The following is a 22288-nucleotide window of genomic DNA, read 5'->3' as shown; positions in this document are numbered from 1 at the left end:
CCCAGGGCGCGTTTTTCACGGGTTTTTGCGCCGTGGACGCAAAATCAACGCCCTAGAGCCGTGGCGGCAGCGGCGAGCGGTAGTAGGCCATCGTGTACAGCACCGGCGCCGCCGCCCGCGCCGCCACCACGCCGTAGGCCTCCTCGGTCTGCTCGGCGAACGCCTCCGCATCGCCGAAGCCGCGTTCGATGCGATCCCGGATGAACGCGAGCTCGACGACCTGGGCGGCGAACCGCTGCACCGACTTGGCGGCGGCCGGCCCGCCCAGTCGCCGGGCCTCGCCGATGGCTACCTTGCGGTGTCGCATCGATCCCAGCCAGGTCGCCTCGTTCGGCGTCACCAGGTTCGCGGCCACCATGCCGGGCAGCTTCGCGGCCACCACCTTCTGTTCCCGGTGCCGGCTGATGACACCCAGCGTGATGGCCAGACCCAGGATCGGCAGCATCCACAACGCGTAGACCATCAGGTAGGCCCCGACCCCCAGCAGCGACGAGCCGTTCCACAGCCCGTGCATCAGCACCGCCCCGCCGTAGCCGAGCAGTACGCAGCCGGCCTTGGCGCCGGTGCTGCGCTGGCGCATCGCGAAGTACACGCCGATACCGGTCATGGTGGTGAACAGCGGATGGGCGAACGGCGCCATCACCAGCCGCATCGCCGCGGTCAGCACCGACATCGCCACCGTCTTGCCGTTGGCGATATAGAGGATGTCCTCCAGCCAGGCGAAGCCGGCCGCGGTGATCCCGGCATACACCAGGCAGTCGGTCAGCGAGTTCAGCTGCCGTCGGCGTCGTCCGGTCATCATGACCAGCAAAAACAGCCCCTTCGCCAGCTCTTCCACCACCGGCGCCAGGACCGCGACCGTCGCAAACCCCGGCCCCTTCTCATGCGGGGTGATCGCGGCGCCGACGGCCAGCTCCAGGGCCAGTGACACCACCACCGCGACCGATGTTCCCCAGCCGAAGGCCATCAGCAGCAGCCGCGGCGGCTCCGGCTCCCACCGGTCCAGCCACAGGTAGGCCAGCACCACCACACCGATGCCCAGCGTGGACAGCACGAAGCCGATCGTGGCTCCGACCGGGTTGACCGCGGTCAGCAGCAGCACCAGCACACCGGCGACCGCGCCGAACGCGATGAGCACACCCAGCGGCGCCCCGACCTTGCGGATCTGGCGGGGCAGCGGCGGTCCGAACGGTACCGGCGGTCCCGGCGACCACCCCGGCGGCGGCCCAGGCGGCCCCGGCGGCACGGGCGGCATCGGGTGATACGACATCACAGCAGGGTAAATGCTGCACCGCGGCCGGGCACCGGACTCTTAGACTGGCGGCGTGTCCGAGCCGGTAGCACCCAAGCAGGTCTCGGTGCTGATCCGCCAGTTGGCGCTGCTGGTGTCCACGACATCTCGGCTGCTGCCGGCCCGCCTGATGGACGTGCTGTCGGCGGTGATGGCCCGATTCGTCTACTGGAGGGGCCGCGCCCAGCATTCCCGGGTACTGCAGGACTTCCGTGACAACGTCGACCCGACGGCGCAGTTCTCCACCCGCAAGTGGCACCCGGTGCGCGCGATGTATCGCGCCCTGGTCCGCAACGCCAACGACGGCATCTGGTTCCTCACCGCCTCCCGCACCGCCGCGCGCCGGCGCTTCCGGTTCGCCGACCGCACCCCCATCGACACGGCGCTGCAACTCGGCCGCCCGTCGGGGGTGGGAGCGATCGTGGTGTTTCCGCACCTGGGCTCCTATGCGTCGCTGCCGGCGGTGCTGGCCCTCAACGACGTGCCCACCACCGTCGTCGCCAACGGCCAGCGCGCGCTGATGCAGTGGGTGATGGCCCGCGGCGCCGATAAAGCCGGCATGGAACTGGTCATCGTCGACCGAGACCGGCGAGCCAGCATCACCGCCGCGATGGAGGACGCCGTGCGACGCGGCCGGGTGGTCGCCATCGCCGGCGACTACTACCGCGCCCGCCAGGGCGGCGGCACCGGCGTCGAAGTGGAGCTTGCCGGCACCCGCCGCACCGTCGGACCCGGGCCGGCGCTGCTGGCGCTGCGTACCGGCGCCGCGATCGTGCCCGGCGCGGTCTACCAGGACCGACACCGGCGCGAACCGGTCCTCGGCCCGCCGATTCTGGCCGGTGGACCGCTTCGCCCCGACGACCCCGACGTGGGCGCCCTGGTGCAGGCCACGTCGCAGGCCATCGCCGACGCGATCGCACCGTTCATCCGGCACCGGCCCGAACAATGGCTGATGCCCGGAGGGCTGGTGTCGGACTCCATTGGACGCCACCGGGGGTGAGTTTGGCCGCTGCGGAGCCCGTCGAGTAGCCTCGACAGGTGGCCCGTGACCAGTTCGGGGGCCGCAGCATGCACAAAAGCCAAAACACTGTCCCTACGATTTGACCTGTCCGGAGCAACCCAACACATGCCCAGTCCCACCGTCACCTCGCCGCAAGTAGCCGTCAACGACATCGGCTCGGCCGAGGACTTTCTCGCCGCCATCGACAAAACGATCAAGTATTTCAACGATGGCGACATCGTCGAAGGGACAATCGTCAAGGTCGACCGTGACGAGGTCCTGCTCGACATCGGCTACAAGACCGAAGGGGTCATCCCCTCCCGCGAGCTGTCCATCAAGCACGACGTCGACCCCCACGAGGTGGTGTCCGTCGGCGACGAGGTCGAAGCCCTGGTCCTCACCAAGGAGGACAAAGAGGGTCGGCTGATCCTGTCCAAGAAGCGTGCTCAGTACGAGCGCGCCTGGGGCACCATCGAGGCACTCAAGGACAAGGACGAGGCCGTCAAGGGCACCGTCATCGAGGTCGTCAAGGGCGGCCTGATCCTCGACATCGGGCTGCGCGGCTTCCTGCCCGCCTCGCTGGTCGAGATGCGGCGGGTCCGTGACCTGCAGCCCTACATCGGCAAAGAGATCGAAGCCAAGATCATCGAGCTGGACAAGAACCGCAACAACGTGGTGCTGTCTCGCCGGGCCTGGCTGGAGCAGACCCAGTCCGAGGTGCGCAGCGAGTTCCTCAACCAGCTGCAGAAGGGCGCCATCCGCAAGGGTGTGGTGTCCTCGATCGTCAACTTCGGCGCCTTCGTCGACCTGGGCGGGGTGGACGGCCTGGTGCACGTCTCCGAGCTGTCCTGGAAGCACATCGACCACCCTTCCGAGGTTGTTCAGGTCGGCGACGAGGTCACCGTCGAGGTGCTCGACGTCGACATGGACCGCGAGCGGGTTTCGCTGTCGCTCAAGGCCACCCAGGAAGACCCGTGGCGGCACTTCGCCCGCACCCACGCGATCGGCCAGATCGTGCCCGGCAAGGTCACCAAGCTGGTGCCGTTCGGCGCGTTCGTGCGGGTCGAGGAGGGCATCGAGGGCCTGGTGCACATCTCGGAGCTGTCCGAGCACCACGTCGAGGTGCCCGACCAGGTGGTCGCGGTCGGCGACGACGCGATGGTCAAGGTCATCGACATCGACCTGGAGCGTCGCCGCATCTCGCTGAGCCTCAAGCAGGCCAACGAGGACTACACCGAGGAGTTCGACCCGTCGAAGTACGGCATGGCCGACTCCTACGACGACCAGGGCAATTACATCTTCCCCGAGGGCTTCGACGCGGAGACCAACGAGTGGCTCGAGGGCTTCGACAAGCAGCGTGCCGAGTGGGAGGCCCGCTACGCCGAGGCCGAGCAGCGGCACAAGATGCACACCACGCAGATGGAGAAGTTCGCCGCTGCCGAGCACGCCGAGGGCGGGCACTCGAGCAGCAGCAGCTCCTCGCGCGAGGAGTCCGCGGGCGGCTCGCTGGCCAGCGACGAGCAGTTGGCGGCGCTGCGGGAGAAGCTCGCCGGCAACGCCTGACCGGTACATGAGACTGAAACCTTGCAGGGTTGGTTCGAGTAACCACCTGCAAGGTTTCAGTCGTATTGCGGGAGTACGTTCGGGATTCTGACCGGGGGGAGTGCGCCCATGCTGCGGATCGGCCTGACCGGCGGGATCGGTGCCGGCAAGTCGACGGTGTCGACCGCGTTCAGCGAGTGTGGCGGCATCATCGTCGACGGTGACGTCATCGCCCGCGAGGTCGTTCAGCCCGGCACCGAAGGCCTGGCGGCGCTGGTCGACGCATTCGGCGCGGACATCCTGCTGCCCGACGGGGCACTGAACCGCCCCGCGCTGGCCGCGATCGCCTTCAGCGACGACCAGAAGCGCGCCACCCTCAACGGGATCGTGCATCCGCTGGTGGCGCACCGCCGCAGCGAGCTGATCGCCGCGGCCTCCGACGATGCCGTGATCGTGGAGGACATCCCGCTGCTGGTCGAGTCGCAGATGGCGCCGATGTTCCCGTTGGTGGTCATCGTGCACGCGGACGTCGAAACCCGGGTGAGCCGGCTCGTGGGGTCTCGTGGCATGCCGGAGGCCGATGCCCGCGCCCGTATCGCCGCACAGGCCACCGAGGAGCAACGGCGCGCCGTCGCCGACGTCTGGCTGGACAACTCGGGCAGCCCCGGCGCCCTCGTGGAGCAGACCCGCGACCTGTGGCATCAGCGCATCCTGCCCTTCGCCCACAACATCGCGGCGCAACACCCGGTGGTGTCTCCGGTGCGGCTGGTGGCTTCCGATCCGTCCTGGGCTGATCAGGCGCGGCGCATCACCGCGCGGATCCGCACCGCCTGCGGACACCGCGCGCTGCGGGTCGACCACATCGGTTCGACCGCGGTTCCCGGACTGGATGCCAAGGACGTCATCGACATCCAGGTCACCGTCGAATCCCTGGAACTCGCTGACGAGCTGGCCGAACACCTCCTCGGCGCCGGCTATCCGCGGCTGAACCATGTCACTGCCGACATGCCGCACTCTGATGATGCATCGTTGTGGCAGAAAAGGTTTCACGCCTCAGCAGATCCGGGCCGGCCGACCAACGTGCACATCCGGGTCGACGGCTGGCCCAATCAGCGGTTCGCCCTGCTGTTCGTTGACTGGCTGGCCGCCAACCCGGGCGTCCAGGCGGACTACCTGGCCGTCAAACGCCAGGCGGAGCGGGCGGGTGCGACGGGCGGGATCACCGGCTACGCCGACGCGAAGGAACCCTGGTTCCTCGACGCCTACCAGCGGGCGTTGGCATGGGCCGACGCGACCGCTTGGCGGCCGTAGCGGCACTTCGCCGGCCGTTCATCGAATGTTTGCTGCCGCGGCATTGCTCTTTCCCGGTAACAGGTGGCACGCGGGCATCTGCGCACCGATATGCACCGCGGATGTGTCCAGTAACACGGCGCCTGCGAGGCTGTGATTCCGCCCACCGCCGTTGGGTGTGGCAACCGGTTGACCACCGGTGATCCGGTCGACGGGCGCACAGGCTACCTGCTGTGCGAATCGCCGCGTACGTGACCCGCGATGAGCACCTAACAATCCGAAACACGTTGGTGGTTAGCATAATTCACTGATAGCGGCGGATTCATTCAATGAACGGTGCCGGATAGTAGGCCGACGAAACGTGACCGATTTCACACATGCGCGCCATAGGAAAAGTTATGTAGCATGCCTTACGAATTGCCGAAGGCCTACCGCGAAGTCGAGTCGTCGGCGAGGGAATCGAACCCGGGGTCTCGGTGTTCGGTAAGGCTATCGGCGCCATCGCGACGCGCACCTGCGTGCCCGACGGTGTGTGTTTGCGGGTTGAAGGGGACGAGAACATTTTCAAGGTCGTTCAACGGGTGTGGGTTCCCCTGGTCGTCGTGGTGGTGGTTGCTGTCGCCGGGTTCGCGGTCTACCGGCTGCATGGTGTGGCCGGTGCGCAGAAAGTCGGCGCCAGCGACATGATCGACGAGTCCAAACCCGTCATCCCCAAAGATGTGATCTACGAGGTGTTCGGCCCCGCGGGGACGACGGGACAGGCGAATTTCCTGGACGAGAACTCCCAGCCGCAGCACGCCGATTTCACCACGTTGCCGTGGTCGTACACGATCACGACGAAACTCACCTCGATCTTCGCCAACGTCGTCGCGCAGGGCGACAGCCCCACGCTGGGTTGCCGGATCATCGTCAACGGCGAGGTGCGTGACGAACAGACGGTCAACACCCATGACGCGCAGGCATTCTGCTTGGTGAAGTCCGCATGAGCGCGCATTCGGCGCCCGCCCAGGGCTCCCGCGTCGCGACGGCCATCCGCCGGCTGGCGGTCCCGGTGATCCTGGCCTGGCTGGCCGTGACCGTCATCGTCAACGTCATCGTGCCGCAGCTCGAAGAGGTCGGAAAAGCCAACTCGGTCTCGCTGGCGTCCCGAGACGCGCAGTCCTACAAGGCGATCAAGAAACAGGGCGCCGAGTTCGAGCAGTTCGATTCCGACAGCATGGTCATGGTGCTGCTGGAGAGCGACGAACCGCTCGGCGACCCGGCGCGCGACTACTACCACGGCTTGGTGGCGCAGCTGAAGCAGGACACCGAGCACGTCGAATATGTGCAGGACTTCTGGGGTGACCGCATCACCGCAGGTGGGGCCCAGAGCATGGACGCCAAATCCGCGTACGTGCAACTGAATCTGGTCGGGGACCAGGGCACCACCGCGGGCAAGGAATCCGTCCAGTCGGTGCGCGACATCGTCGATCACAGCACACCGCCGGCCGGGCTGAAGGTCTACGTCACCGGTCAGGCCGCCCTGACCATGGACATGAACGACGCCGGCGACAAAAGCATGCTGAAGATGACGGTGATCACGTTCATGGTCATCACCATCATGCTGTTGCTGGTCTACCGTTCCGTCGCCACCGTGTTGCTCACTTTGTTCATCGTCTTCCTCGAACTCGGTGCGGCCCGCGGGGTGATCGCGGTGCTGGCCCACCACCACATCATCGGGCTGTCCACGTTCGCGGTGAACATGCTGACGTCGCTGGCGATCGCCGCCGGAACCGACTACGCCATCTTCTTCATCGGCCGATATCAGGAAGCGCGCGCCGCCGGTCAGGATCGAATGTCGGCGTATTACACCACGTACCACAGTGTTTCTCATGTGGTGCTGGGCTCGGGGCTGACCATCGCCGGTGCGACGCTCTGCCTGAAGTTCACCCGGCTGCCGTATTTCGAATCGCTGGCGCTGCCCTGCTCGATCGGCATGCTGGTGGTGGTGATCGCGGCGCTGACGCTGGGTCCCGCGGTGCTGCTGCTGGCCACCCGGTTCGGCCGGATGGAATCGCAACGCAAGACCACCTCCCGCGGCTGGTACCGGATCGGGACCGCCATCGTGCGCTGGCCCGGACCGATCCTGGTGGTGACGATCATCGTCGCGCTGATCGGGCTGGGCGTGCTGCCGTCGTACGTGGTGAACTACAACGACCGGTACTACATCCCGTCCGATCTGCCGTCCATCCAGGGCTACCAGGCCTCAGACCGGCATTTCTCCAAGGCGCGGATGAACCCCGACATCCTGCTGATCGTCACCGACCAGGATCTGCGCACCCCGGGAAACATGCTGGTGCTGGACCGGATCGCCAAGAACGTGCTGCGCGTCGAGGGCATCAACAAGGTGCAGAGCATCACCCGTCCGCTGGGCGCGCCCATCGACCACAGCTCGGTTCCCTTCCAGCTCAGCATGCAGTCGGTGCCGATCACCGAGAACCTGAACTACCTCAAGGGCCGGATGGCGGACATGCTGCACATGACCGACCAGCTCGGCGACATGATCGCGATCATGGAGCGCATGTACGGCCTGATGCAGCAGCAGGCACAGGTCACCCACGACATGGTCGGCGACACCACCGACTTGAAGGCGACCGCCGACGAGATGCGCGACCACATGGCCGATTTCGATGATTTCTGGCGGCCGATGCGCAACTACTTCTACTGGGAGCCGCACTGCTTCGACATCCCGATCTGCTGGTCGCTGCGGTCCATCTTCGACGGGCTGGACGGCATCGACAAGATGGCCGAGAACATGGCGACGATGCTCGGCGATCTGCAGCGGATGGACGAGCTGATGCCGCAGCTGGTTGCGCAGCTGCCGCCAATGATCGCCATCTCCAAGGACATCCGGGCCACCACGCTGACCATGTACAGCACCTTCAACGGGATGATCACCCAGATGGCCCGGATGACCGACACGGCGACGGTGATGGGCCAGGCATTCGACGCGGCCAAGAACGACGAGTTCTTCTACCTGCCCCCGGAGGCGTTCGACAACGCCGACTTCCAGAAGGGCCTCAAGCTGATGGTTTCGCCGGACGGCAAGTCCGCGCAGATGATCGTCACGCACGAGGGGGATCCGGCGAGCAATGAGGCACTGGCCAAGACGCAGGCGGAGCTGACCGCGGCCAAGGAGGCCATCAAGACCACCCCGCTGGAGGGTTCGAAGCTCTACCTGGGCGGCACCGCCCCGACCTATCACGACATCGGCGAATACGTGAAGTACGACCTGATGATCGCGGTGATCGCGTCGCTGTCGCTGATCCTGATCATCATGCTGGTGATCACCCGCAGCATCGTGGCGGCGGCGGTGATCGTCGGCACCATCGCGATCTCGCTGGGTTCGTCCTTCGGGCTGTCGGTGCTGATCTGGCAGCACATCCTCGGCCTGCAGCTGCACTGGTTCGTGCTGCCGATCACCGTCATCATCCTGTTGGCGGTGGGATCGGACTACAACCTGCTGCTGGTGTCCCGGTTCAAGGAGGAGCTGGACGGCGGGCTGAAGACATCGATCATCCGCGGTGTCGGCGGCTCCGGCAGTGTGGCGACCCAGGCGGGCCTGGTTTTCGCGTTCACCATGGGGTCGATGATCTCCAGCGACCTGGTCTCGATCGGGCAGGCGGGGTCGGCGATCTGCCTGGGTCTGCTGTTCGACACCTTCGTGATCCGGGCGTTCATGACGCCGACGATCGCAGCACTGCTCGGGCGCTGGTTCTGGTGGCCGATCAAGGTGCTGCCCAACTCGGTGGTCAGCCGGCGGGCCGCCGAACGTGACCGTGAAACCGACGACGACGCGACTACCCGGATCCCGGTGCCGGTGGGGTAGCCCAGGTGACCGGCATGCCCGCGGCGGCCAGCCACCGGTTGAGGTCGTGGCCGTGGGCGGCGAGCCCGGTGATCGCGTCCACCGCCCGCTGGAACGCCAGTTCGGCGGTGGCGGTGGACAACAACCCGACCCGGTGGGCCTCGAGGAGTTCGTCGACGTCGGCCAGTGCGGCGTCGCGGCCGGTCCGCACCACCAGATCCAGATAGTGGTCGACCGACCGCCACCGATCGGGGCCGGCGGTGTATTCGCCGATGTCGAGGTAGTAGTCCTGGTCGCGCTCGTGGCCGGGGTTGAAGTGAAAGATGTTCGCCCGTACACCCAGCGACGGCAGCAGCCAGGACTGCAGGTAGTGGAACTGGGCGCGGCCGGGGGTGGGGCGGGCCATGTAGAGCCCCCACGGCCGCACCGTGTACACGGCGACGGCGCGCACGATCCCCTTGGGATCGGTGTTGGTGCGTTCGACCAGGTCGAACGTCTCATGCTTCGGCGGGTGGATGGCCGATTCTAAGCGCCGCTCGGCGCCGAATGTCGGGTTATGTCACGCTCTCGGCGTGCGGGCGTGCCTTAACCCGACACTCGGCGCGTACTCGGGTGTCGGTACCCCCGCTTACCCTGGACAGCATGGCGTTCGCGACCGAGCATCCCATCGTTGCGCATTCGGAGTACCGTGCCGTTGACCAGCTGGTACGCAGCGGCGGCCACTTCGAGGTGGTCAGCGAATACTCGCCTGCCGGGGACCAGCCGACCGCCATCGCGGACCTGGAGCGCCGCATCACCGGCGGGGAGAAGGACGTGGTCCTGCTGGGCGCCACCGGCACCGGCAAGTCGGCCACCGCCGCCTGGCTGATCGAGCGGCTGCAGCGGCCCACCCTGGTGATGGCACCCAACAAGACGCTGGCCGCCCAGCTCGCCAACGAGCTGCGAGAAATGTTGCCGCACAACGCTGTCGAGTATTTTGTCTCCTACTACGACTACTACCAGCCGGAAGCCTATATCGCGCAGACCGACACCTACATCGAGAAGGACAGCTCGATCAACGACGACGTCGAGCGGCTGCGGCACTCGGCGACCTCCAGCCTGCTGTCCCGGCGCGACGTGGTGGTGGTGGCGTCGGTGTCCTGCATCTACGGCCTGGGCACCCCCCAGTCGTATCTGGACCGCTCGGTGGAGTTGAAGGTCGGCGAGGAGGTGCCCCGCGACGCGCTGCTGCGGTTGCTGGTCGACGTGCAGTACACCCGAAACGACCTGTCGTTCACCCGCGGCTCGTTCCGGGTGCGCGGCGACACCGTCGAGATCATCCCCTCCTATGAGGAGCTGGCGGTCCGCATCGAATACTTCGGCGACGAGGTGGAGGAGCTCTACTACCTGCACCCGCTGACCGGCGACGTGGTCCGCAAGGTGGATTCGCTGCGGATCTTCCCCGCCACCCACTATGTGGCCGGACCGGAGCGGATGGCGCACGCCATCTCCACCATCGAATCCGAGCTCGCCGAGCGGCTCGCCGACCTCGAACGCCACGGCAAGCTGCTGGAGGCGCAGCGGCTGCGGATGCGCACCAGCTACGACATCGAGATGATGCGCCAGGTCGGGTTCTGCTCGGGCATCGAGAACTATTCGCGGCACATCGATGCCCGCGGGCCCGGCACCCCGCCGGCGACCCTGCTGGACTACTTCCCCGAGGACTTCCTGCTGATCATCGACGAGTCGCACGTCACCGTGCCGCAGATCGGCGGCATGTACGAGGGCGACATGTCGCGCAAACGCAACCTGGTGGAGTACGGCTTCCGGCTGCCGTCGGCGTGCGACAACCGACCGCTGACCTGGGAGGAGTTCGCGCAGCGCATCGGGCAGACGGTGTACATGTCCGCCACCCCGGGCCCCTACGAGCTCAGCCAGACCGGCGGCGAGTTCGTCGAGCAGGTGATCCGCCCGACCGGGCTGGTCGACCCGAAGGTGTTGGTCAAACCGACCAAGGGCCAGATCGACGACCTGATCGGCGAAATCCGCACCCGCGCCGACGCCGACCAGCGGGTGCTGGTGACCACACTGACCAAGAAGATGGCCGAAGACCTCACCGACTATCTGCTGGAGCTGGGTATCCGGGTGCGCTACCTGCACTCCGAGGTCGACACCCTGCGCCGGGTGGAGCTGCTGCGCCAGCTGCGGCTCGGCGACTACGACGTGCTGGTCGGCATCAACCTGCTGCGGGAGGGTCTGGACCTGCCGGAGGTGTCGCTGGTGGCGATCCTCGACGCCGACAAGGAGGGCTTCCTGCGGTCCACGCGCAGCCTGATCCAGACCATCGGGCGCGCTGCCCGCAACGTGTCCGGCGAGGTGCACATGTACGCCGACAAGATCACCGATTCGATGAAGGAGGCGATCGACGAAACCGAGCGGCGACGGGCCAAGCAGATCGCCTACAACGAGGCCAACGGCATCGATCCGCAGCCGCTGCGCAAGAAGATCGCCGACATTCTCGACCAGGTGTACCGGGAGGCCGCCGACACCGAGTCGGTGGAGATCGGCGGGTCCGGGCGCAACGCCTCCCGCGGTCGACGCGCGCAGGGCGAACCGGGCCGTGCGGGCCAGTCGGTGAGCGCCGGCATCATCGAGGGCCGTGACACCGCCAGCATGCCCCGTGCCGAACTGGCCGACCTGATCAAAGACCTGACCGCGCAGATGATGGCCGCGGCCCGTGACCTGCAGTTCGAGCTGGCCGCCCGGATCCGCGACGAGATCGCCGACCTCAAGAAGGAACTGCGCGGAATGGACGCCGCGGGGCTGAAGTGACGCGCCCGGGCGGGCCGCGCCGTTCGCATGATGCTGTGATCCGTGGTTGACTGCGTGTCGGTGGTGGACCTAACTGACGCGACGACGACGAGAACCACAGGCAGCTGGCGGGAGCTACTGGGCCCGCGGTATCTGGGGACGTCGGCTGTTCTTGCCGGCGGTGTCGCGCTCTACGCCACCAACGAATTCCTCACCATCAGCCTGTTGCCCAGCGCCATCGCCGACATCGGCGGGGAGCGCCTCTACGCGTGGGTGACCACGCTGTATCTGGTCGGATCGGTGATCGCCGCGGCCGCGGTCAACTCGGTGCTGGTGCGCATCGGGTCGCGGGCCGCCTATCTGCTGGGGTTGGCGGTGTTCGGTGCCGGCAGCCTGGTGTGCGCGCTGGCGCCCCGGATGGAGGTCCTGCTGACCGGTCGCCTGCTGCAGGGCCTGGGCGGTGGTCTGCTCGCCGGTCTGGGCTATGCGCTGATCAACGCGGTGCTGCCGAGTTGGTTGTGGACCCGGGCATCGGCGCTGGTGTCGGCGATGTGGGGGGTCGGGACCTTGGTCGGCCCCGCCGTGGGTGGGCTGTTCGCGCAATGGGGCGCCTGGCGCTGGACCTTCGTGGCCCTGGCGACACTGACCGCGGTGATGGCGATCGCGGTCACGGTGGTTCTGCCGGGCGGCGGGCACGCACACCGCGGTGAGCCGATGGCCGTTCCGCTGCGATCCCTGCTGATTCTGGGGGCCGCGGCCCTGGTGGTCAGCGCCGCCCAACTGCCGCACAGTTTCGCCGCCGCGGCGGGCCTGCTGGCGCTGGGCGGGCTGCTGGTCGGAGGATTCCTGTTCGTCGACCGGCGCGCTCCGGTCGCGGTGCTGCCGCCCAGCATCTTCGGAGGCGGGCGGGAGAAATGGATTTTCCTGACGCTGGGTCTGCTGATGGCGACCACCAAGGCCAACCTGTACGTGCCGTTGCTCGGCCAACGCCTGGCGCATCTGCTGCCGATGGCCGCCGGATTCCTCGGCGCGGCGCTGTCGATCGGCTGGACGGTCAGCGAGTTCGTCAGCGCCTCACTCAACCGCGCCCGGCTGATCGCGAACCTCGTCGCGGCCGCACCGCTGATGGTGGCCGGTGGCCTGATCGTCGCCGCGTACACCCATCTGGACCACCACAGCCCGGTCGCCATCGGGGCGATCTGGGCGCTGGCGCTGTTCACCGTCGGCGCCGGCGTCGGTGTGGCCTGGCCGCACCTGTCGGCGTGGGCGATGGGCTGCGTCGACGACCCCGCCGAGGGTCGGGCGGCCGCTGCCGCGATCAACACCGTGCAGCTGATCTCCGGGGCGGTCGGGGCCGGCGTGGCCGGCGTGGTGGTCAACATGGCCGATGGCGTCGACGTTGCCGCGGCCCGGTGGCTGTTCGCGGTGTTCGCAGTGTTCGCCACGATGGGCGCGGCCGTCTCCTACCGGGCCAGCCGCGGGCAGGGGCGTCAGCGGGTGGCTTTGATCACTTGAGCGAAGCTGAACTGCCAGCGCTGCACCAGGCGAAACCCGAGCCGGTGGATCACCTGGTAGTCCGGGGTGCGACCAAACCGGCGCCCCGGGGGAAGTGCGGCACCGGACTGCTGATCCGGTAGCGCCTTGTCGTGGTTGGTGATCGTCCACACCACGCGGCACTTCGCCAACTGGTCGGCCACCGCCCACACGGCCAGGTGTCCGTCCCACAGCCGCCCTATCGCCGGCCCATGCGGGCCTCGACCCGGGTCGACCAGGTGCGCGAACGCCGCCGGACGCCCGGCCAGCAGCGCCCTGATCGGTCCCGGAGCCCAGGCCGTGGTGTTGTCCACCACCAGACAGTCGCCGGGAGAACTGTGCGCCTGGATCACGTCGGCCACCTGGCTGTAGTCCCAGCCCTCCTTGGCGTGACGCCCCCGCTCGGCAAGATAATTGGGCGTCGCGGCCAGCACGAACACCACCAGCAGACCGATCAGATGCCGGCGCCGCACCGCGAGCGCGCACCCGCACACCGCCAGCAGGATCGCCATCGCCGGCGCGGTGAACAGCAGATAACGCGGGTAGTAGACCGGCTTGCTGACCGCCGAGTAGATCAGTACGACGGCGGTCGGAACGACGATCCACGCCGTGCAGAGCAACACCAGTTGCGTCGTCGCGTCGTCCGGCCGCCAACGGCGGGTCAACCGCGCCACGATCGCCGCGCCGAACACCAGACCGCTCAGCACCGCGAAGGCCACGCTGCGGTCGAAATACTGGTGCTGCACGACGTCGGTGACATTGCGCCAGTTGAGGTGTGAAATCCAGCCCACCTGCCGGATCTGGGTACGGCTGAACAGCAGGAAGGGGATCAGGGCGGCTACCGCGACGGCCGTCGATGCCATCCAACGCAGCGCCACCGACCGGCCGCAACGCATCACCCGGACCAGCACCGCGTGCACCGGGACGATGAGCACCATGAACACGTTCAGCAGCGTCGAGGCGACCACCGCACCGCCGTAGGCCAGCCACAGCGCCGTCCGGTTGCGCCGCAGCGCGGTCACACACAAGACGGTGAGCCACACCGCGGCCATCGCCGAGAACGCGTAGGAGCGGGCCTCGATGCCGGCCCAGGTCATCCGCGGCAGGATCGCGAACAGCAGCCCGGCGCAGACCGCCACCCGACGGGTGCCGAACTGTTTGGTCAGCACCACCACCCCGGCGGCGCCGCCACCGACCGCCAGACAGCTGGGCACCCGAGACCAGAACTCGGTCGCCGGGAACACCGCGTACCAGCCGTGCATGATCAGGTAGTACAGCCCGTGCACTGCGTCGATGTGCCCGAGCAGCCGCCACAATTCGGGCAGTGACCGGTTCGCCGATGCGGAGATGGTGGCCGCCTCGTCGAACCACATCGACGGGTGGCTTGCACCGGCGGCGGCCAGCGCGGCGGCGAACAGCGCGATCACCACGGCGTCGGGCCACCGGGCCGGGCGTCGTGCCGGCGGCGTCTCGGGGGTGGCCCGGCGCGGGGTCAGGACAGTATTCACTGGGGTTCGCTACTCGTATTCTTCGCTGGCCGTTCAGACGGTCAGGTTACCGGCAGCCTCCGCCCCTCGGCACGACGATGCGGAGACGCAGGTCACGATGGCACGGCGACACGCCTCACACTGTCAGCAAGGTCACGTCGGGCCCGGTCGGGCGGGTTTGCGCCGGTAGCGCGCGCGGAATATGTGGCTGTCGAGGCAGTTGTGTCGTCAATCGCACCCATCGTGGCTCGGCAACGCGTTACTGTCTCGGTGATCGTGCAACTACTGCTGGGAGGGATCGGATGAGCGGGTATCAGACCGTGGTCGTCGGCACGGACGGCTCGGATTCGTCGCTTCGCGCTGTCGACCGGGCGGGTGCAATCGCGGCCGGGTCGGGCGCGAAGGTGATCGTGACCACCGCATACCTTCCCCACGGTGACGACGCGCGGGCGTCCGACATGCTGAAGGACGAGGGCTACAAGGCGTCGGGCAACGCCCCGATCTACGCGATCCTCAAGGAAGCCAGGGAGCGGGCCGAGAATGCCGGTGCCGCCAACGTCGAAGAACGTGCCATCGTCGGCGCCCCGGTGGACGCGTTGGTCGACCTTGCCGAAGAGGTCGGTGCGGATCTGTTGGTGGTCGGCAACGTCGGCCTGAGCACCATCGCCGGCCGGTTGCTCGGCTCGGTGCCCGCCAACGTGTCCCGGCGGGCCAAGGTCGACGTGCTGATCGTTCACACCACCGGCTAGTTACCAGCCGCGTTCGCGCCATTCGGTCAGATGCGGGCGCTCGGCACCCAGTGTGGTGTCGTCGCCGTGGCCCGGATAGACGACGGTCGAGTCGGCGTACACATCGAACACTCGCCGGCTGACGTCGCCGAGCAACTGCTCGAAATCTCCGGGTTGCCAGGTTTTTCCGACGCCGCCCGGAAACAGGCAGTCGCCGGTGAACAGCTGCGTCACCCCGCCGGTCGCGTCGCCGCCCAGCGCCAACGCGACCGAGCCCGGGGTGTGGCCGCGCAGGTGGACGACGTCGAATCGCAGGTCGCCGATGCTGATGGTGTCGCCGTCGGCCAGGATCCGGTCCGGGCGCACGGGCAGCGGCTCGGCGTCCAGTGCGTGCGCGGCCGTCGGTGCTCCGGTAGCCGCGGCCACTGCCTCCAGCGCCTGCCAGTGGTCGAAGTGCTGGTGGCTGGTGACGATCAGCGACACCGCGGGCGCCTGCTCGCGGACCAGCTCGATCAGCAGGTCGGCGTCGTTGGCGGCGTCGATCAGCAGCGTTTCGCCGGTGTTCGTGCACGTCACCAGGTAGGTGTTGTTGTCCATCGGACCTACCGACATCTTGACGATCGACGCCCCCGGTAGGGTGCGCCGCGCGGCGGTGCGCGGTTCGACGTGGCCGGTGTAGTTGTCGTCGAGGGCTGTCATGGTGGCCACCGTACTGCTCGACACGGACTTGTCGGTACCGGCACATAGCATGGGGTTGACGTGTGCACTGACGGCCAGAAAGAGAATGTTGAGTTGTCGGACCGACTAATCATCAAGGGCGCGCGCGAACACAACCTGCGGGGCGTTGACCTGGACCTTCCGCGGGACGCGCTGATCGTCTTCACCGGGCTGTCCGGCTCGGGGAAGTCGTCGCTGGCGTTCGACACCATTTTCGCCGAAGGCCAGCGCCGCTACGTGGAGTCGCTGTCGGCGTATGCCCGCCAGTTCCTGGGCCAGATGGACAAACCGGACGTCGACTTCATCGAAGGGTTGTCCCCGGCGGTTTCGATCGACCAGAAATCGACCAACCGCAACCCGCGGTCCACCGTCGGGACCATCACCGAGGTCTACGACTACCTGCGGCTGCTCTACGCGCGGGCCGGCACCCCGCACTGCCCGGTCTGCGGGGAGCGCATCGCCCGCCAGACCCCGCAGCAGATCGTCGACCAGGTGCTGGTGATGCCCGAAGGCGCCCGGTTCCAGGTGCTGGCGCCGGTGGTGCGCACCCGCAAGGGCGAGTTCGCCGACCTGTTCGAGAAGCTCAACTCGCAGGGGTACAGCCGGGTCCGGGTCGACGGCGTGGTGCATTCGCTGACCGACCCGCCGAAGCTGAAGAAGCAGGAGAAGCACGACATCGAGGTGGTCGTCGACCGCCTCACCGTCAAGCCGTCCGCCAAACAGCGCCTCACCGAATCGGTGGAGACCGCGCTGAACCTGGCCGACGGCATCGTGGTGCTGGAGTTTCTGGATGAACGGGTTCATGAACTCGGCCATCACCGCGAACAGCGGTTCTCCGAGAAGCTGGCCTGCCCCAACGGGCATCCGCTGGCCGTCGACGACCTGGAGCCGCGGTCGTTCTCGTTCAACTCGCCCTACGGCGCCTGCCCGGAGTGCAGCGGCCTGGGCATCCGCAAGGAAGTCGACCCCGACCTGGTGGTGCCCGACGGCGACCGCACCCTGGCCGAGGGCGCGGTGGCACCGTGGTCGGTGGGGCACACGGCGGAGTACTTCACCAAGATGATGGCCAGCCTCGGGGAGGCGATGGGCTTCGACGTCGACACCCCGTGGCGCAAGCTGCCGGCCAAGGCGCGCAAGGCGATCCTGGAGGGCGCCGACGAGCAGGTGCACGTCCGGTATCGAAACCGGTACGGCCGCACCAGGTCCTACTACGCCGACTTCGAAGGTGTGCTGGCGTTCCTGCAGCGCAAAATGGAGCAGACCGAGTCGGAGCTGATGAAGGAGCGCTACGAAGGCTTCATGCGCGACGTGCCTTGCCCGGTCTGCGCGGGCACTCGCCTCAAGCCGGAGATCCTGGCGGTGACGCTGGCCGCCGGTGAGCAGTCCAAGTCCATCGCCGAGGTGTGTGAGCTGTCGATCGCGGACTGCTCGGACTTCCTCAACGCGCTCACCCTGGGCTCACGCGAGCAGGCGATCGCCGGGCAGGTCCTCAAGGAGGTGCAGTTCCGGCTGGGGTTCCTGCTCGACGTCGGGCTGGAATACCTCACCCTGTCGCGAGCGGCGGCCACCCTGTCCGGCGGTGAGGCGCAACGGATTCGGCTGGCCACCCAGATCGGCTCGGGGCTGGTCGGGGTGCTCTACGTGCTCGACGAGCCGTCGATCGGACTGCATCAGCGCGACAACCGGCGGCTCATCGAGACGCTGACCCGGCTCAAGAATCTGGGCAACACGCTGATCGTCGTCGAACACGACCTGGACACCATCGCGCACGCCGACTGGGTCGTCGACATCGGGCCGGCGGCCGGTGAACATGGCGGACAGATCGTGCACAGCGGGCCGTACGCGGAGTTGCTGCGCAACAAGAACTCGATCACCGGTGCCTATCTGTCCGGCCGGGAAAGCATTGAGCTGCCGGCGATTCGGCGCCCCACCGACCGGCGCCGTCAGCTCACGGTCGTCGGCGCCCGGGAGCACAACCTGCGCGAGATCGACGTGTCGTTCCCGCTGGGGGTGCTCACCTCGGTGACCGGGGTATCCGGATCGGGCAAGTCGACGCTGGTCAACGACATCCTGGCGGCGGTGCTGGCCAACAAGCTCAACGGCGCCCGCCATGTGCCGGGCCGGCACACCCGGGTGACCGGGCTCGATCATGTCGACAAGCTGGTGCGGGTCGACCAGTCGCCGATCGGGCGCACGCCACGCTCCAACCCGGCCACCTACACCGGGGTGTTCGACAAGATCCGCAGCCTGTTCGCCGCCACCACCGAGGCCAAGGTGCGTGGTTATCAGCCGGGACGGTTCTCGTTCAACGTCAAGGGCGGGCGCTGCGAGGCGTGCACCGGCGACGGCACCATCAAGATCGAGATGAACTTCCTGCCCGACGTGTACGTGCCGTGCGAGGTCTGCCAGGGCGCCCGCTACAACCGGGAAACCCTCGAGGTGCACTACAAGGGCAAGACCATCGCCGAAGTGCTGGACATGTCGATCGAGGACGCGGCGGGGTTCTTCGAGCCGATCAGCAGCATCCACCGCTACCTGCGGACCCTGGTCGATGTCGGGCTGGGCTATGTGCGGCTGGGTCAGCCGGCGCCGACCCTGTCCGGCGGGGAGGCGCAGCGGGTGAAGCTGGCATCGGAGCTGCAGAAGCGGTCCACCGGCCGCACCGTCTACATCCTCGACGAACCCACCACCGGACTGCATTTCGACGACATCCGCAAGCTGCTCACCGTGCTGGCCGGCCTGGTCGACAAGGGCAACACGGTGATCGTCATCGAACACAACCTGGACGTGATCAAGACCTCGGACTGGATCGTGGACATGGGGCCGGAGGGCGGCTCCGGCGGCGGCACCGTCGTCGCGCAGGGCACCCCGGAGGACGTGGCGGCGGTGCCGGAAAGCTACACCGGCAAGTTCCTCGCCGAGGTGTTGGAGCCCGCGAAACCTGTTGCGCCCCCGGCGCGGCGGCGTCGCAAAGTCAGCGCCTAGCGGTCGTCGGGTAGCAGCCGGAAGGCTGGCGCGCCGGTCAGGGGAGCGACGGCGTGGAAATCGTGCCGGTCGAGGGTGAGCACAGTGTCGGTTTCGTACTGTTCGGAAACCACTACGGTGACTGCATCGGTAAGGTCGAGTCGCAAAGCCTCGTAACGGTTTTGGATCGCTCGCGCCGTCCTTAATTCGGGCGCCGAAACGGTGGGTACGGCCACCCGGCCGATGCGTTCCTGGGCGAGCAGCCAGTCGTTGAGCTCCAGTGCCTGACGTCGGCCGACGTTTCGAGTGGTGACGTGTTCGATTTCGAGGAAAACCAGTGGGGAGACGACGGTCAGCGCCGCACCGATCAGTGCCATGCGTGCCGCAACATGCTCGGGGTCAGCGGAGTTGAACGCAGCTACCAGCCCGGAGGTGTCCCCGACGATGATCATCCCGTGCCGGCAGCGTCGGAGACGATCTGGTGGACCTCGTCAGCGGTCACCGGGTGCCCGAAATCCATCGAGGGAATGTCCCACTCGGCGGGCCAACGGCGGGCCCGCAATGCGGCGAGGTGGAACGCCTCGCGGAAGTACTCGGACTCAGGACGCCCCGCACGCGCGGCCGCCTCCTTGACTATCGCGAGATCGTCCTCGTCGACCATCACGGTCGTCTTCTTGAGTGCCATATGGTTATGGTACCCGCACCATAACTACCGCAATTTTGCTGAGGGCGGGTATCAGGTCGCCGGACGCCGGCTTCATCGCTACATTATGTGGATCATATGTAGCCCTCCGCTATGCTGGACCACATGGGCAGCGGTAATGGACGCGGACGCCGACGTGGCAGTCCCGAGCGCAGTGTCGGTCCGCCGAGCGGTGAACCCGCCGGGTCTGGCCGGGTTTCCACCCTGGTGCGGCTCATCGCGGAGCTCGGCACAGTACCCCGACCGCCGGAATCGCTGAACCTGTTGATCGACGCAACGGAGCGCGCCGTGAGCCGAAACGGGATACGCCGCACCTCAATGTCTGACCTTGCGCGGGAGATGCAGGTAGCCCGTACGACGCTGTATCGCCAAGTCGACTCGGTAGATGACGCGATCCTGTTGGCCGGCGGGCGGATTGCCTACGGTTTCCTGGACGACGTGAGCGCTGCGATGCTCGGTGGCGCGCCGTGGTCGGAGCTGTTCGTAGATGCGATCGTTCGGGCCGTATCGCTGACGTATAACAATCCGTTGCTGCGCCGCTTGCTCGACCACGAACCAGAGATGTTGGGGGAGGTGATTGTTCAAGGCGGTGCGCGTACGCTCATTCGCCGTTTAGGCGAGGTTGCCGCTCCCGTGCTCGAGGCCGCGATGGCTGGTGGTCAGCTGCGGGTCGCGGATCCGCAGTTGGCCGGCGAGGCACTGGCGCGCCAGATCGTGATCCTGATCCTCTGCCCACCAGACGGTGACCTGCGGGAGACGGTCGAATTCATGGTGGCGCCGCTACTGGGTGCTGAACCGGCGGGCACCTAGACTCGATCCACCGATGGACGGCGATTAGACCCGATTAGTCCGCCTGGCCTTTCAGTGGGTAGTCAGGCGGATGTGGCAAACGGTGGTGGGTGCCATCTGATGTTGTTGTGCCACAGCGTTTGCCATGCGTGTTCCCAGGGCCAGTGACTGGGTAGGTGCAAGTCCGGTCTATGGCGGGTGGGCGAGGCGGGCGACGTTGCCAATTTTGCGGCACAGGGCGGCCCCACGAGCGACGGGTGATTGCCGCGCATAAATCCAGGCGGTGCTCACACCGAAACTCCCCGAGCGTATGTGCGGCAATGGCCCTTCGATCAGGTCGGAGCAGACGGTTTCGATGGTGACGTCGGGACGGTGGGCGATGTGGCCGTGGTCGACGGGTTGGTCGGAGTCGTTGAAGAGCGGGTGGTCGCGCCGTGCTAGGAACAGTGCCTCGGGATGGCGGACGTCTTTGATGCGGCGCACGATCATTCGTACGGTCACGGGCGCGGGTGGATCCAAACGCGGTGTAAGGGATTTCGGCGCCTCGGCATCGGAGATCCATGCTCCGGTGTCGGGGTCTTTCACCGCGCCCGGGTGCGGTGTTCTTGGTCAAAACCAGTGAACGAAATATCGGCCGTGCCGACAACAAAACGCTAGGTTAAAGCGCTAGTAAGCAACAAGATCGTAGAAAACGAGCCACGTCAGGTAAAAGAACCTTGACGACGAGTGACTTCCGGGGCATGCTCCGAACTATTCTCGAGAAGCGGCTGAGAACGTAGCCTTCGCAACTGCGGCGAATAGAGCGCCGCAAGCACAATGGCGCAGTTCAGAAGCGTGGACACGATGCCGAGGGTCCAACTCATTCCCGGACCCACCCGAAGTGCTATCCCTACGTAGGCCGGCCAGGTACCGAGAATAGCCATGGCAGGCAATGGAATTGCCACAATCGCTGGCACCAGAATCCACCGCCATCCGTGGATGTGCGGCATGACTACGGCGAACAACCACATCTGAACCGCGATGAATCCGACATTCTGGATGATGCAATAGATGGGAACACCGAAAACAACCGCTGAATTGCCGTAGTAGTGCATGATGTTGAAGTGTGAAAGCAAGGCTTCAGCGGCAACCTCGACCGCTGCGGCAGGTGCCATCACCATCAGGATCCTGGAGGCGGATATACCGCCTTTTGCAGCCCAGTTGCTGATAACTGACCCTAGCGAAAATAGGGCAAAGTACCCGAACACCACAAACCAGGGCATCGGCCTTCCGAGGGAGGTGAACGCAACGTAATGGTTCGTCGGGTACCAGACCGCGACAAACCAGTCAGCACCTGCCTCGACAACCGTCGCCCCGAAGAGAAAACCGCCGACGGCGCCCCAGAACCACAACGGGTCGCGAGTTCGCACGGTATAAACCACCCCGAAAGCGGCCACGGCAACTGCTACCACGACACCAAGAAGGAGGAAGGTAAGCGAATGGTGCGCCACATCGCCACGCGGCGGATCTAGGAATAGACCCCGGTGCACACCTGACGCGCCGATCATCCGCAGCCTCCCTCGTCCGTTTGGTAGTGACTGCTACCAATAGGTTGGTAGTATGCGCTA

General features: G+C 66.7%; 17 protein-coding genes and 1 pseudogene. 10 read left to right on the top strand and 8 right to left on the bottom strand.

Annotated features, from left to right (window positions below):
• Positions 1 to 52: 52 nt before the first annotated feature.
• Complete coding sequence (locus AC5Y36_RS07945; RefSeq protein ID WP_500040318.1) at positions 53 to 1270, bottom strand: PrsW family intramembrane metalloprotease; 1218 nt, start codon at positions 1268 to 1270, stop codon at positions 53 to 55.
• A gap of 55 nt (positions 1271 to 1325) precedes the next feature.
• Here AC5Y36_RS07945 and AC5Y36_RS07940 point away from each other — a divergent pair, with 55 nt between their 5' ends.
• The 5 genes from AC5Y36_RS07940 (at position 1326) to AC5Y36_RS07920 (ending at position 8991) form a co-directional block, all read left to right on the top strand.
• On the top strand, positions 1326 to 2291 hold the full coding sequence (locus AC5Y36_RS07940; RefSeq protein WP_500040317.1) for a lysophospholipid acyltransferase family protein: 966 nt from the start codon (positions 1326 to 1328) through the stop codon (positions 2289 to 2291).
• Positions 2292 to 2417: 126 nt separating this feature from the next.
• Positions 2418 to 3854, top strand: a complete 1437-nt coding sequence (rpsA, locus tag AC5Y36_RS07935) for a 30S ribosomal protein S1 (protein WP_500040316.1) — start codon at positions 2418 to 2420, stop codon at positions 3852 to 3854.
• Between the two features lie 108 nt (positions 3855 to 3962).
• Complete coding sequence (coaE, locus tag AC5Y36_RS07930; protein WP_500040315.1) at positions 3963 to 5144, top strand: dephospho-CoA kinase; 1182 nt, start codon at positions 3963 to 3965, stop codon at positions 5142 to 5144.
• A 515-nt stretch (positions 5145 to 5659) separates the two neighbouring features.
• Positions 5660 to 6109 (top strand): MmpS family transport accessory protein, encoded by a 450-nt coding sequence (locus AC5Y36_RS07925; RefSeq protein ID WP_500040314.1) that lies wholly within the window; start codon positions 5660 to 5662, stop codon positions 6107 to 6109.
• A complete protein-coding gene (locus AC5Y36_RS07920) occupies positions 6106 to 8991 on the top strand; it encodes an MMPL/RND family transporter (RefSeq protein ID WP_500040313.1) in 2886 nt (961 codons plus the stop codon). The genes AC5Y36_RS07925 and AC5Y36_RS07920 overlap by 4 nt, the downstream gene beginning before the upstream one ends.
• Here AC5Y36_RS07920 and AC5Y36_RS07915 read toward each other — a convergent pair.
• Positions 8963 to 9487, bottom strand: a complete 525-nt coding sequence (locus tag AC5Y36_RS07915) for a ribonuclease FAU-1 family protein (RefSeq protein WP_500040380.1) — start codon at positions 9485 to 9487, stop codon at positions 8963 to 8965. The two genes, AC5Y36_RS07920 and AC5Y36_RS07915, sit on opposite strands and share 29 nt — an antisense overlap.
• Before the next feature lie 125 nt (positions 9488 to 9612).
• Between AC5Y36_RS07915 and uvrB the strand changes: the two genes are divergently transcribed.
• Positions 9613 to 11781: an excinuclease ABC subunit UvrB gene (gene uvrB, locus AC5Y36_RS07910; RefSeq protein ID WP_500040312.1), complete on the top strand. Its 2169-nt coding sequence runs from the start codon at positions 9613 to 9615 to the stop codon at positions 11779 to 11781.
• Positions 11782 to 11823: 42 nt separating this feature from the next.
• Positions 11824 to 13275 carry an MFS transporter gene (locus AC5Y36_RS07905; RefSeq protein ID WP_500040311.1) on the top strand — a complete coding sequence of 484 codons (1452 nt, stop codon included), beginning with the start codon at positions 11824 to 11826 and terminating at the stop codon, positions 13273 to 13275.
• On the opposite strand, the gene AC5Y36_RS07900 is transcribed toward AC5Y36_RS07905, so the two are convergent.
• Positions 13251 to 14801 (bottom strand): glycosyltransferase family 39 protein, encoded by a 1551-nt coding sequence (locus AC5Y36_RS07900; protein WP_500040310.1) that lies wholly within the window; start codon positions 14799 to 14801, stop codon positions 13251 to 13253. The genes AC5Y36_RS07905 and AC5Y36_RS07900 overlap by 25 nt on opposite strands.
• A 281-nt stretch (positions 14802 to 15082) precedes the next feature.
• Between AC5Y36_RS07900 and AC5Y36_RS07895 the strand changes: the two genes are divergently transcribed.
• Complete coding sequence (locus tag AC5Y36_RS07895) at positions 15083 to 15529, top strand: universal stress protein (RefSeq protein ID WP_500040309.1); 447 nt, start codon at positions 15083 to 15085, stop codon at positions 15527 to 15529.
• Here the strand turns inward: AC5Y36_RS07895 and AC5Y36_RS07890 are convergent, their stop codons facing one another.
• Positions 15530 to 16207: an MBL fold metallo-hydrolase gene (locus tag AC5Y36_RS07890; protein WP_500040308.1), complete on the bottom strand. Its 678-nt coding sequence runs from the start codon at positions 16205 to 16207 to the stop codon at positions 15530 to 15532. It abuts the gene before it with no gap.
• Positions 16208 to 16300: 93 nt separating this feature from the next.
• On the opposite strand from AC5Y36_RS07890, the gene uvrA reads away from it, so the two are divergent.
• Positions 16301 to 19210, top strand: a complete 2910-nt coding sequence (gene uvrA / locus AC5Y36_RS07885; RefSeq protein ID WP_500040307.1) for an excinuclease ABC subunit UvrA — start codon at positions 16301 to 16303, stop codon at positions 19208 to 19210.
• Here uvrA and AC5Y36_RS07880 read toward each other — a convergent pair.
• Positions 19207 to 19641 carry a type II toxin-antitoxin system VapC family toxin gene (locus tag AC5Y36_RS07880; protein ID WP_500040306.1) on the bottom strand — a complete coding sequence of 145 codons (435 nt, stop codon included), beginning with the start codon at positions 19639 to 19641 and terminating at the stop codon, positions 19207 to 19209. The two genes, uvrA and AC5Y36_RS07880, sit on opposite strands and share 4 nt — an antisense overlap.
• Positions 19638 to 19874: a ribbon-helix-helix protein, CopG family gene (locus AC5Y36_RS07875; RefSeq protein WP_500040305.1), complete on the bottom strand. Its 237-nt coding sequence runs from the start codon at positions 19872 to 19874 to the stop codon at positions 19638 to 19640. Before AC5Y36_RS07875 ends, AC5Y36_RS07880 begins: the two co-directional genes overlap by 4 nt.
• Before the next feature lie 225 nt (positions 19875 to 20099).
• On the opposite strand from AC5Y36_RS07875, the gene AC5Y36_RS07870 reads away from it, so the two are divergent.
• Positions 20100 to 20702, top strand: a complete 603-nt coding sequence (locus AC5Y36_RS07870; protein WP_500040304.1) for a TetR/AcrR family transcriptional regulator — start codon at positions 20100 to 20102, stop codon at positions 20700 to 20702.
• 62 nt (positions 20703 to 20764) lie between these two features.
• Here the strand turns inward: AC5Y36_RS07870 and AC5Y36_RS07865 are convergent.
• Both AC5Y36_RS07865 and AC5Y36_RS07860 read right to left on the bottom strand, forming a co-directional pair.
• Positions 20765 to 21278: pseudogene (locus AC5Y36_RS07865) on the bottom strand (IS1380 family transposase); the annotation flags it as partial.
• A gap of 104 nt (positions 21279 to 21382) precedes the next feature.
• Positions 21383 to 22228: a hypothetical protein gene (locus tag AC5Y36_RS07860; protein WP_500040303.1), complete on the bottom strand. Its 846-nt coding sequence runs from the start codon at positions 22226 to 22228 to the stop codon at positions 21383 to 21385.
• Between the last annotated feature and the right edge of the window lie 60 nt (positions 22229 to 22288).

The organism is Mycobacterium sp. NGS50, assembly GCF_059812545.1.
The sequence above is the reverse complement of the archived record's forward strand: the minus strand, read 5'-3'. Positions and strand labels throughout refer to the sequence as shown.

Bases quoted from the DNA above. Each gene is read 5' to 3' on its own strand.
- AC5Y36_RS07945 (WP_500040318.1), bottom strand. From the start codon at position 1,270: ATGTCGTATCACCCGATGCCGCCCGTGCCGCCGGGGCCGCCTGGGCCG.
- rpsA (WP_500040316.1), top strand. From the start codon at position 2,418: ATGCCCAGTCCCACCGTCACCTCGCCGCAAGTAGCCGTCAACGACATC.
- coaE (WP_500040315.1), top strand. From the start codon at position 3,963: ATGCTGCGGATCGGCCTGACCGGCGGGATCGGTGCCGGCAAGTCGACG.
- AC5Y36_RS07920 (WP_500040313.1), top strand. From the start codon at position 6,106: ATGAGCGCGCATTCGGCGCCCGCCCAGGGCTCCCGCGTCGCGACGGCC.
- uvrB (WP_500040312.1), top strand. From the start codon at position 9,613: ATGGCGTTCGCGACCGAGCATCCCATCGTTGCGCATTCGGAGTACCGT.
- AC5Y36_RS07895 (WP_500040309.1), top strand. From the start codon at position 15,083: ATGAGCGGGTATCAGACCGTGGTCGTCGGCACGGACGGCTCGGATTCG.
- AC5Y36_RS07890 (WP_500040308.1), bottom strand. From the start codon at position 16,207: ATGACAGCCCTCGACGACAACTACACCGGCCACGTCGAACCGCGCACC.
- AC5Y36_RS07880 (WP_500040306.1), bottom strand. From the start codon at position 19,641: ATGATCATCGTCGGGGACACCTCCGGGCTGGTAGCTGCGTTCAACTCC.
- AC5Y36_RS07875 (WP_500040305.1), bottom strand. From the start codon at position 19,874: ATGGCACTCAAGAAGACGACCGTGATGGTCGACGAGGACGATCTCGCG.
- AC5Y36_RS07860 (WP_500040303.1), bottom strand. From the start codon at position 22,228: ATGATCGGCGCGTCAGGTGTGCACCGGGGTCTATTCCTAGATCCGCCG.